The organism is Modicisalibacter luteus DSM 23508, assembly GCF_000378505.1.
Lineage (GTDB): Bacteria > Pseudomonadota > Gammaproteobacteria > Pseudomonadales > Halomonadaceae > Modicisalibacter > Modicisalibacter luteus.
Genome location: NZ_KB900021.1, coordinates 1 through 9,708, shown reverse-complemented (window position 1 = coordinate 9,708; position 9,708 = coordinate 1). Strand labels below are relative to the sequence as shown.

Sequence of the window (9,708 nt, the reverse complement as noted above, 5' to 3'; positions counted from 1 at the left end):
AGGGTCGGCTCGTTGAGGGCAAAGAGATAGCACTCGGGATCGTCTGTCCCTTCGCGCCGGATGATACGGCCCAGCACCTGGCGAAACGACTGCTCGGTGCGGACATGGCTAAGGTAGCAACAGACCCGCAAGCGGGGGATATCCACGCCTTCACTAACCATGCCCACCGCGACGATCCAGGGCATCGTGTCCTTCCGAAAAGCACGCAGTCGTGCATGGGCGCCTGGAGATTTGCTGGTGACCAGACAGACCGTCTGGCCGCGATCCTCCAACTGCTCGGCCAGCGTCTCGGCATGAGCAATATCGGAGGCCACTACCAGCCCCGCTGCGTCAGGTCATCACTGCAGAACGCCACATCCTTCATACCTGGTTGGTAACGATGGAGCCTTGCTGGGCTTGAAGTAGCACCGTCGGGCCTGGCTGCACGGGCTTTATACTCGTCGTAATCGACGCGTTCGTTCGCTTTTCGTGAGGCTTGCCGGTCTCCGATTGAATAAATTATACCGTTATATTTATAGAATCTCATTAGCTCTTGCCGATTCCACAAAATCTATGATTTCACAGGACATGAAGCCGGCAGACATCATCGAACAGACAGGCAGATATGGTAAACTGTGGAGATCGAAACAGGAGGGCGCATGGCCAGCAACCACCACGATACCGGCTACAAGGTGTTGTTCAGCTACCCTGAGTTCGTACAGCAACTGATCAAGGGTTTCGCCCCGCCTGAGATTGCCGAGTTGATGGACTTTAGCACCCTCAAGAATCATAGCGGCAATTATATTACGCCGCTGTTCGAGGAGAGGTTCGAAGACGTGGTGTGGTCGGTGGAAGTTAATTGGCAGGGCGCGACCCAGCGAGTGTTCCTATACATTCTTCTGGAGTTTCAGTCTTCGGTGGATCACACCATGGCGATTCGGCTAATGCATTATGTGGCGTGCTTTTACGATCATTTTCTCAAGACCAAGGTCGCCACGCCGGGCGGAGGCCTACCGATGAACGCTTGCGTCAGTGTCTGCTCATGCAAGGAGATGAAGCGCCCGATATTGGCATGATCGGGAGAAATGCCTCCGGCCACACACATGCCTCCCAGGTCGACACGCGCCAGCCGTTCCAGTGCGCGCAGCGATGAGACCCCATGCATAATCCCGTAGAGAATCAGGCCCATCATTGCACGTGGCGCATACGGTGCCCGCCCTGTCGCGGCATAGCGCTCTTCGAAGGGGGTCCAGTCCTGAGCATCCAGCAGTTCAGCCACGACAAAAGGAGCCCGAATCCCCGCCTGTCTCAGATGATCTTCAAGCGGCGTCATACCCAGGAAAATCGCGGTGGGATCACCCTGTACGAAACCCCGCCCTGTTGAGGCTGCCGGCACGCGGGAGGCAGGAGGGGACGAGGCAGGCGATTCTTGAAAAAGCGCAAATTGCCTATCATCGGGCGTGGACATGCAGGCTGTCGACACGGGTAAACTCTCAGAAGTAGAGACATCATTTTACGACTCTGTCCCTTTCGCGACACCCTCTTTAGGCCGGGGAGGATGTCAAAGGAAGTAATGTTAGGTGGGAAGAAGATACCGTATCGTTGCGACCACTCACGTGTTGAACCTTTGGCTACTGGCAGGCAGGATACAGGGAGGTTGTGGCAGGGCAGCGATCATGGATGTGTACCCGCTACTCTCCACGACAGCACTTGGAGGAATAGCTGGCTGGAGGAGGCGGAATGAATAGGGAAACGATACTGCAGCTGTTACACGATCATCTACCAACCTTGGCATCAGAATTTGATGTCGAAGAATTAGCAATTTTTGGATCAATGGCCCGTGGCCAGGCTCGTGAGGATAGTGACATCGATATTCTGGTGAGCTTCGATGGCCCCGCCACCTCGGCACGATACTTTGGCTTGCAGTTCTACTTGGAGGACCTGTTGGGGCGCCCTGTGGACTTGGTCACGGAAAAAGCATTGAGGCCGGAGCTGCGTCCTTACATCGAGCGTGAGGCGATGCATGTCTGAAAGAATGCTGAAGCGTGAATGGCGTTTATACATCACCGACATGATCGGCTTTGCCGAGAAAGTGCTCTCTTACACGGATGGTCTAGATCAGGAACATTTCATCAATCATGATCTCACGTATGACGCTACTCTACGTAATCTGGAGCTGATCGGCGAGGCAGCGACTAGAATCCCTGACGCGGTACGCCAGAAACACCCTGAGGTGCCATGGCGCATGATCATTGCGACCCGTAATAGGTTAATCCATGCTTACCTTGGCATCGATGACGATACGATATGGAGCATCATTCAAGACAACATTCCTGAGCTCTTGCAGTTGCTGAATTCAGTCAAGAGTCAGTACCAAGAAGAATAAAATCGCATGGATGTAAATTGGCTTAGTGACATTTTAGATTTACGTCAGGCGCTGGGAATACCATTGCTTATACCCGATGGGTAGCATAGCGCCAATCGTCCTGTGATGTCGCCTTGGGTTTTATATTTTCCAAAGAATTTAAGTTACTGCGCTTGGCAGGATCCCGGTTGGATAGGCTCACCGCTCGATCCGTCCAAACTTGAGAGTTGAAGGAAGCTTTCGACGATACTCGTTGTCTGGCTGATCCATGCTTAGGCTACATCATGTAGTAAAGGAGTTTCATGAAGGAACAGCTATCCTCAGAACACGAGCTCTCTATCGCCGATCGACATCTTGTTTGGGCTCGGCGGAGCCAATCGCGAGCTCCTCTCTTCCTGTCTGGCCCTCTTCGATGATAGCCAGTGGCAGCGCCGCCTCGAAAAGCTCAATGAACAGGCTACGGTGCGGTTGGAGAAATTCGGCAGGCGGCTCGGCAAACGGTTTGAGGATTGGCTTGATAAGGACACCAATGAGGCGCTGCCCCAGCTACCCGCTCCTGAGGTAGAGGAGGGCAGCAAAGAGCTCAGCGAACGCCAGAGTTATTGGTTTGATTCTGTTTATAGTGATGATCAGCTCCGGCTTCTGCTATGGGTACGACTGAGGGAGGCATTGGGCTTGCCTGCGAGGCTTACGACCACCTTCCGCGGATGCGGCTACCTTGCTGACGACATGGCCGCGCAGCTGATTCATGTGTTGGACCCACCCGGCCTCGCCAACTCTAGTCGGCGTTGGCTGCATCAGCGTGGCTGGCTCTCCAAAGGCGAGCACGCCACCACGCTTAAAGATGTAGTCTTACCGGTGCTGGATGAGCTGCTTGAGCAGACTCTGAAAAATGAGGATTCACCGCCCAGCCCTGAACAGAGGCGTGATGTATTGAAGAAATCCATCGCTTCGTTGGATGCGCTGAGTGGGGAAAATCATCGCCGCCTGCTGAATGAAACTCAGGCCAATCGGCATAACGATGCAGCCCTTCGTAATACCTTGCTTCTCGGCGGATCCCTCGGCTCCCTCGGTGTCGGTGTCAGTGCCGCAGGCTTCTCCGCCTACATACTGGCCGCCCAGGTATCTGCTTTCATTCCCTTGGTTAGCGGCTCCGGATTGGTTTCCTTTGTCTCGGTTCTGTCCAATCCGATCACCATCCTAGGTGTTGCAGGTGGCGGAGGATGGTGGTTCATCCGCTCCGCCCGCGAGAAGGTGAGAGTGGCCGTCGCGGCTCGAGTAGTGGCTATGCTGACTCTGCAGGGTAAGCTGCACGGAAGTTCGGGTTTCGAAAGCGTCCGGCGCTGTTTCGAGCAAGCGTCACGCCTGCCCAGGGGGGAAAGCGACAGCGACGCCAAGCGGCAGCACTATCGCGACGAGTGGCAGTGGCTCTCAGAATTACCCACTTATGGCGGTACGCTACCTCCTGACGACGTCCTCAGAACTATGTCTCAGCCGGTGTCAATGCTGCCTACCAGTGCTCTGTCGGCGGGCTCGCGTCTCACTGGCGAGACTTGCCAGCCTGGTGAGGCACAGGCGGCGGCCGCCATGGCAACGCTTACCGTAGGTGATGTCCTCTACGCTGTCGCTGCGGTCGACCCTAAGGTCATCGCTGCAGCGGACTTTATTCGCACCGATGAGATTGATGCGGGGCTGAGTTTTGCCGAGATGGCTGCACAGATCCTCGAAGGCACCGACAGGGAAGTATTGGGAGGCATTAGCCAACTCAAGGGCTACGTGGCGGAAAAGGCCGTTGCCGCCCAGCTAGCAGCATCCGGTCACACCGTCAGCTTTCCTGAGGCTACTAATGAGCCTGGCTGGGACCTTTTGGTCGACGGGCAGCCCTTCCAGGTCAAGTTCCATGCCACACTGGAGGGCCTGAGAAACCACTTTGAACGCTACGATTATCCTGTGATCGCCAACACTGAGTTAGCTGGTCAGATTCCCGAGGAGTGGGGCGACAAGGTTTTCTTCGTCGATGGTTTGAGTAGTGAGCTGGTTGAACAGATTACCCGAGAGTCCCTAGGGGCTGGGGTGGATATATTCAATCCCAGCGTGGTTAGTATGGCCGGCGCGATCAGTGCCACCCGAGGTTTTATCGCCTATCGTCGCGGTCAGCTGACCGGCAAGCAGGCTTTAGAGCAGGTTCTTGTCGATGGCATGGTGCGTACTGGCCTGGCCACCGCAGGAAGCGTGGCAGGAACCAGCATCGGGCTGTTGCTCTTTGGCCCTGCCGGGGCACTAGTGCTAGGAACTGGCTCACCGGTGCTGAGCCAGATGCTGACTACTCAGGTCGCCGAACAGGTCCGCCAGAAGGTCAAGGGTAAGGCCTACCGTGACTGGGAAGAGCAAGCCCAAGGTGAGATTGATGCCTTACAGGGTCGAGTGTTGGAGGCTCTGGATCACAAGCAGGATCAGCTTGAAGCTAAGCTCGAGCTGCTCCCCGATACCCACATTGCAAGTTATCTACGCTGGCGATTGCATGACGATCATGCATTTTCGAGTGAGTGCTTTCAGCGACTGCAGCGTCTCGATTCGTCTGCACGTCCTCATCCGGAGCAGCGCCTGGCCGACTCGTTACGAGTGATGGCCATGTCCGGTGTTCATCCGGCGATCTATCAGCCTGAATTGCGAGCCGTGAACGAGAGGCTAAGATCTCGACCTGGCAATACTGCATTGTTTGATGCCGAGCAGTGGGAGAGCGTCACGACCCGAGGCCGAGGATTGACTGAGCAACTGAGACAAACGGCCAGTGACAAAGCGGCTGGATATGATCTGCGCAGTAAAGCTGAGGGGCTTGCTGGTAGGTTCTCGCGTCGTTTGAGGAAAGGGAGTGCATCGCGTAATAAGTAATAACTAGCGATGATACTCCGAGCCTTCTTCAGCAGTGCCCCTATGGCTGGCAAGCTCTGCACCTTTTAGTGATCGCTCGACTCTTGGCTAAACAGGTCTTCGAAGAACGCCTTTCCGGCCTCGGCCAGCACCATGTTTCCCTTGGCGTTGAAGTAGGCGATATCGTGATCCACCAGGACCATCTTCACTGCCTCTGGCAGGGGCTGATCTATCTTGCATGCCTTGAGGATCTGACCAAGTGTCGGGTCGCTGCCGATGCTTTCGAGGATTTCCCGAGAGATGCCGGCTTCGGGGAGCGTCAGCGCGTCGAACATGAAACCCTTCTCCAGTACTCGGCGACCCAGTACCAACAGCACCCCCTGAATCTGGCGGATAGACCCGCTACTCTCTTGGTCGCGGCCTTCGTCGTCGGCCTGTGCCTGCGTTCAGGCTCCTCACGCTGGCGGGAGGGAAAATCTGTAAGGCTCTTTGACGGCCACTTTTTTGACGCATATAGTGACACATATATGCGTCAATATGGGTGACATCCATGAATATTGAAATTCGTGATGTAGTGGACCATGAAGGATATATCGTGGCGGATTCGATCTTGGCAGAGCTGCACATCACCAAGCGTGAGTTCGCCAATGCAATTGGTTTGAGTCACAGTGCGATCATCCGCAAAGATCGCCTCTATACAGTCTCTACACAGCAGCGCCTGCGCCAGGCCATAGAGATCCTTAAGCGTATCGAGCCCTGGGCTGGTTCGATCAGCGGCGCATGGTCTTGGTATCGCACCTACCCGATAGCTCCTCTGGGTGACCTCACTGCTGAGGAACTGGTCAGCCGAGGACGCGCCGATGATGTCCGTGCCTATCTCTCTCACATCGCAGAGGGAGGCTATGCGTGAGACTGCGGGAGCTAGGGTTTCAATTCCAGGGGGTTGTTTATCGAGGGCACAATCCCCGGTGGCAACATGCTCCGGAATCCGGAGAGGGAGCAGCTCGAAATGGAGGACGCTGGAATCCGGTCGGCCTCCCAGCACTTTACACCAGTGAGCGCTTCGAGACCGCGTGGCTCGAGGCGCAGCAAGGTTTCCCGTACAAGACGCAGCCACTAACCCTCTGCACGTATGAAGTCGATTGCGGCCCTCTTTTGGATCTATGCAACCCGGCAATCCAAGAGCGCGTACACGCCAACCCGAAGGCCTGGATGCAGGAAGCATGGCTGGACAAGAAGATGCGGCGCGAGCCCATCCTTGCATGGGGTATCGTAGACCAGCTGATCAAGGAGGGTTTTGCCGGAATCCGGGTACCTTCCCAGGCTAATGGCGCAACGCATAGAGACATCAACATCGTATTTTGGCAGTGGTCACGTAGGACTCCTACCAAAGTTCGTGTTATAGACGACGATAACAGGCTACCGAGTGAACCTCAGAGCGGTAATTTGCAAAATTAATTTAAATGCGATTGGAGGGGTGGTCTCAAGTTCCAAGCGCAACGCTATTAAAGGGTGCTCGTCTAGCCGCTGATTTCCTGAGCACCTCAGCGTAAACTTCCAGCGGCGTTCGCCAACCCAATGTCTGGTGTGGCCGCGTGTTCAGTGAATCAGCGATCATATCGAGTTCCTCCTGGCTATAGACCGACAGATCCGTGCCCTTCGGCAGATACTGCCGCAGCAGTCCATTCGTATTCTCATTGGAGCCGCGCTGCCACGGGCTATGTGGGTCAGCAAAGTGAATCGCCGTCCCGGTCTTCTGAGTGATCTCGGCATGCTTCATCATCTCTCTGCCCTGGTCGGACATCATGGATAGACGCAAGGATCGTGTCACCTCATTGAGCTTGTCGCTGAAGCCGACGACTGCTGCCGTGGCCGTGGTGCCATCCACTTTCGCCAGAATCACCAGGCGCGTGGTGCGGTCCACCAGCGTGCCGACGGCGGAGCGATTGTTGGCGCCCATGATGAGATCACCTTCCCTGTGGCCAGGCATCAGGCGGTCTTCGATCTCAGGCGGGCGCATGTGGATGCTGACCAGCTCGGGAATCTGCTGGCGTCGATCCTTGCCACGACGGCGTGGCCGACGCTTGCCGTTGCCCTGACGTAAGCAGGCGACGAGTTCCTTCGTGAGGCTGCCAGGGGGCATCACATAGAGCGCGTTGTAGATGGCCTCATGCGAGACCTGACGACGTGAATCGTTGGGAGACATACGCTTCAGTGGGCGGGCTATCTGTTGCGGGGACCAGTACTTGCACAGCAGGTAGACCACCACCTCGAAGAGTTCCCCGTCGGGATGCAGCTTGGGACGCTGACATGGCCGATGTTGCGTCAGACGAGCCCGGTAGCCCGCCAGGCCGGCATCATAGCCCTTGATGGTATCGACCGTGTGGCGAGCGATTTCTCGCGACACGGTACTTGGTGCCCGGCCCAGATGAGTGGCAATGGCTCGGATCGAGTACGTGGCTCGCATCATCATGATGGCGGCTCGGTCTTCAGCAGCGAGGTGGCGATAGCAATGAGTCATGGCAACACCGTACCTGATGGGTCACATGTTGCACTTGGTCATTGAGACCGCCCTCCATGACCACTTCGCATAGTCACCTTGTTTCGCTAACCTAATGACTAGGCATCATGACTAGGACATGGCCATGCAATCCGAAGAAGTCTCAAAATCCCAATTCAAGGCACGAGCGCTTGAATACTTCCGCCAGGTCGAAATTTCAGGAGAGGCAGTCATCGTGACTGACAAGGGGCGTCCTGTTATCGAGGTGCGTCGCTATAAAGCTGATCAGCGTTCCCCGCTTGAGCGCCTACGCGGCAGCGTCATTGAGTTGGGTGCTCCATTCGAGCCGGTGGGCGAAGAAAACTGGGAAGCGCTTCGGTGATTGTCCTGGATGTTCACACACTGCTCTGGTGGGTCAATGGCGGCATCAGCTATCTCAGCATGCACTTGACGCCATTGAGCATGAGTTGCAGACAGATAATGGTGAGGTTCTGATTTCAGCCATTTCGGCGTAGGAGATTGCGCTTTTGGTCGAGAAGCAGCGTCTTACCCTCTCGATGGTTATAGACGACTGGTGGAGACAGGTCGTTAGTATCCGCCTTGTTGCCTTCGAGGCTACTACGGCAGTTAAATCAACCAGGCTCCCTGGTGAGTCCCATAAAGCCCCAGCGGATAGAGTAACTGTAGCGCTGGCTAGATACTGTCACGGCAATCTGCGCATACACACCGATTCAGAGATAGAGTGCTGCGCGTGTGTATGCTAATGAGATATTTTTATGCCTGATGTTCAGTTGCGAATCGAGCTGGTCGATACTCGCCCCCTGATTTGGCGTCGGGTGATCGTGCCCCAGCAGATCAACCTATACACGTTGCACACGGTCATCCAGGCGACGATGGGGTGGGAAGATATCCATCTTTATGAATTTGAATGTAATGGCCGCTATTACGGCGAGATAGATGATTTGTCTGATCGTCCCGTCGCTCAGGCCCGCAATGCCAAGTTGTACAGCATGCTGCCGCGGCTACCTGATGGCGAGTTCCGCTATCTCTATGATTTCGGTGACGGGTGGGAGCATCGTGTCCTCGTTGAGAAGAGCGGCCTGCCCGAGACTAACCCATGTCCCCGCTGGCTGGAGGGCGCCATGGCTTGCCCTCCGGAGGATATTGGCGGCCTCATCGGCTATGAGGCTCTTAAGGAGGCAATTGCCGGGCGAAGTGATGAATACGGTCAGACATTGCTTTCGACGGTCGGGCAGGGGTACGACCCCTACACATTACCGGCCGAAGAGATTGCTGACAGGCTAGCGCCGATCCAGCGGCGCTTTCGTCGTCCCTGAAATATGGAGATTGGCTATCAATCAAAGGAGCGGGGGCTCAGCCTGGTACAGAATTGGAGGCATTCTTGGGCCTTGCCATCGCTGCAGAATGATTTGATAGGAGTAGGGCGATTGGCCCGGTGGCCTCGCCATGTAAACCGTTCACAATTCAAAGAAATCGCCGGCAGGGTCTTCGAAGAGATCGGCCACACGGATATAGCGCTCGAACGTGCGCTGATCTCGGTGGCCACTGATCCGCTTGATCTGCACGTCGCTCTTGCCGCGTAGATGGGCTTCGGTGATAAACCCTGCACGGAAGCTGTGCGGGGTATAGCCCTTACCAGCCAACCCTGCTGCCTTCAATGCCTGCTTCATTCGTACGTACAGCGCTTGGTCGGTCATGCGACCGGCACCAAGTCGGCCAGCCGAACTGACCGTACGGAACACGGCGCCACGCTGAACTCCGCAGGCCTGGATCCAGGCCTCCAGCAACCCGACCGGACAATAAACCGTACCCGGCGGCGCCCGCATGAGGCTCTTGGTCTCGATACGTCCGCTCTGGTTGGTCTTGCTGTGATGCACCGTGATGATGATGCCCTCCGGTCGCCACTCGATATCGCCCACCGTAATCGCTACCACTTCACTGCGCCGGAACGCGCCATAGAAGGCCAGCGTGA

The 9,708-nt window shown here is 56.0% G+C and carries 13 protein-coding genes; 8 read left to right on the top strand and 5 right to left on the bottom strand.

The window, feature by feature from the left end; all coding sequences use genetic code 11:
• Nucleotides 1-314, bottom strand: a 314-nt coding sequence (locus F568_RS0121640) for a DEAD/DEAH box helicase (protein ID WP_026300717.1), incomplete at its 3' end; no start/stop codon positions are given.
• A 324-nt stretch (nt 315-638) separates the two neighbouring features.
• Between F568_RS0121640 and F568_RS0121635 the strand changes: the two genes are divergently transcribed.
• Nucleotides 639-1,055, top strand: a complete 417-nt coding sequence (locus F568_RS0121635) for an Rpn family recombination-promoting nuclease/putative transposase (protein ID WP_019020837.1) — start codon at nt 639-641, stop codon at nt 1,053-1,055.
• Here the strand turns inward: F568_RS0121635 and F568_RS26525 are convergent.
• The gene (locus tag F568_RS26525) at nt 950-1,312 is read right to left on the bottom strand and encodes a transposase (protein ID WP_479691213.1); all 363 of its coding nucleotides are present in this window, start codon (nt 1,310-1,312) and stop codon (nt 950-952) included. The two genes, F568_RS0121635 and F568_RS26525, sit on opposite strands and share 106 nt — an antisense overlap.
• 407 nt (nt 1,313-1,719) lie before the next feature.
• Between F568_RS26525 and F568_RS0121630 the strand changes: the two genes are divergently transcribed.
• The 3 genes from F568_RS0121630 (at nt 1,720) to F568_RS24145 (ending at nt 5,236) form a co-directional block, all read left to right on the top strand.
• Nucleotides 1,720-2,010: a nucleotidyltransferase family protein gene (locus F568_RS0121630; RefSeq protein ID WP_019020836.1), complete on the top strand. Its 291-nt coding sequence runs from the start codon at nt 1,720-1,722 to the stop codon at nt 2,008-2,010.
• Nucleotides 2,003-2,365: a HepT-like ribonuclease domain-containing protein gene (locus tag F568_RS0121625; RefSeq protein WP_019020835.1), complete on the top strand. Its 363-nt coding sequence runs from the start codon at nt 2,003-2,005 to the stop codon at nt 2,363-2,365. The genes F568_RS0121630 and F568_RS0121625 overlap by 8 nt, the downstream gene beginning before the upstream one ends.
• A 654-nt stretch (nt 2,366-3,019) precedes the next feature.
• Nucleotides 3,020-5,236: a hypothetical protein gene (locus F568_RS24145; RefSeq protein WP_156817542.1), complete on the top strand. Its 2,217-nt coding sequence runs from the start codon at nt 3,020-3,022 to the stop codon at nt 5,234-5,236.
• A 65-nt stretch (nt 5,237-5,301) separates the two neighbouring features.
• Here the strand turns inward: F568_RS24145 and F568_RS0121615 are convergent, their stop codons facing one another.
• A complete protein-coding gene (locus tag F568_RS0121615; RefSeq protein WP_026300716.1) occupies nt 5,302-5,550 on the bottom strand; it encodes a hypothetical protein in 249 nt (82 codons plus the stop codon).
• Nucleotides 5,551-5,765: 215 nt separating this feature from the next.
• Here F568_RS0121615 and F568_RS0121610 point away from each other — a divergent pair, with 215 nt between their 5' ends.
• Nucleotides 5,766-6,125 carry a hypothetical protein gene (locus F568_RS0121610; protein WP_019020832.1) on the top strand — a complete coding sequence of 120 codons (360 nt, stop codon included), beginning with the start codon at nt 5,766-5,768 and terminating at the stop codon, nt 6,123-6,125.
• Nucleotides 6,122-6,673: an RES family NAD+ phosphorylase gene (locus tag F568_RS26480; protein WP_019020831.1), complete on the top strand. Its 552-nt coding sequence runs from the start codon at nt 6,122-6,124 to the stop codon at nt 6,671-6,673. Before F568_RS0121610 ends, F568_RS26480 begins: the two co-directional genes overlap by 4 nt.
• A gap of 25 nt (nt 6,674-6,698) precedes the next feature.
• Here F568_RS26480 and F568_RS0121600 read toward each other — a convergent pair whose 3' ends face one another.
• Entirely contained in the window at nt 6,699-7,736 is a 1,038-nt protein-coding gene (locus F568_RS0121600; protein ID WP_019020830.1) for an IS30 family transposase, read from the bottom strand.
• Nucleotides 7,737-7,860: 124 nt separating this feature from the next.
• Between F568_RS0121600 and F568_RS0121595 the strand changes: the two genes are divergently transcribed.
• The gene (locus F568_RS0121595; RefSeq protein ID WP_229804096.1) at nt 7,861-8,097 is read left to right on the top strand and encodes a type II toxin-antitoxin system Phd/YefM family antitoxin; all 237 of its coding nucleotides are present in this window, start codon (nt 7,861-7,863) and stop codon (nt 8,095-8,097) included.
• 394 nt (nt 8,098-8,491) lie between these two features.
• Nucleotides 8,492-9,052 (top strand): plasmid pRiA4b ORF-3 family protein, encoded by a 561-nt coding sequence (locus F568_RS23680; protein ID WP_019020828.1) that lies wholly within the window; start codon nt 8,492-8,494, stop codon nt 9,050-9,052.
• Nucleotides 9,053-9,193: 141 nt separating this feature from the next.
• Here the strand turns inward: F568_RS23680 and F568_RS0121585 are convergent.
• The coding region (locus F568_RS0121585) for a tyrosine-type recombinase/integrase (protein ID WP_019020827.1) at nt 9,194-9,708 on the bottom strand (515 nt) is incomplete at its 5' end.

Bases quoted from the DNA above. Each gene is read 5' to 3' on its own strand.
- F568_RS0121625 (WP_019020835.1), top strand. From the start codon at position 2,003: ATGTCTGAAAGAATGCTGAAGCGTGAATGGCGTTTATACATCACCGAC.
- F568_RS0121635 (WP_019020837.1), top strand. From the start codon at position 639: ATGGCCAGCAACCACCACGATACCGGCTACAAGGTGTTGTTCAGCTAC.
- F568_RS23680 (WP_019020828.1), top strand. From the start codon at position 8,492: ATGCCTGATGTTCAGTTGCGAATCGAGCTGGTCGATACTCGCCCCCTG.
- F568_RS0121595 (WP_229804096.1), top strand. From the start codon at position 7,861: ATGCAATCCGAAGAAGTCTCAAAATCCCAATTCAAGGCACGAGCGCTT.
- F568_RS26525 (WP_479691213.1), bottom strand. From the start codon at position 1,312: ATGACGCCGCTTGAAGATCATCTGAGACAGGCGGGGATTCGGGCTCCT.
- F568_RS0121610 (WP_019020832.1), top strand. From the start codon at position 5,766: ATGAATATTGAAATTCGTGATGTAGTGGACCATGAAGGATATATCGTG.
- F568_RS0121615 (WP_026300716.1), bottom strand. From the start codon at position 5,550: ATGTTCGACGCGCTGACGCTCCCCGAAGCCGGCATCTCTCGGGAAATC.
- F568_RS0121630 (WP_019020836.1), top strand. From the start codon at position 1,720: ATGAATAGGGAAACGATACTGCAGCTGTTACACGATCATCTACCAACC.
- F568_RS0121600 (WP_019020830.1), bottom strand. From the start codon at position 7,736: ATGACTCATTGCTATCGCCACCTCGCTGCTGAAGACCGAGCCGCCATC.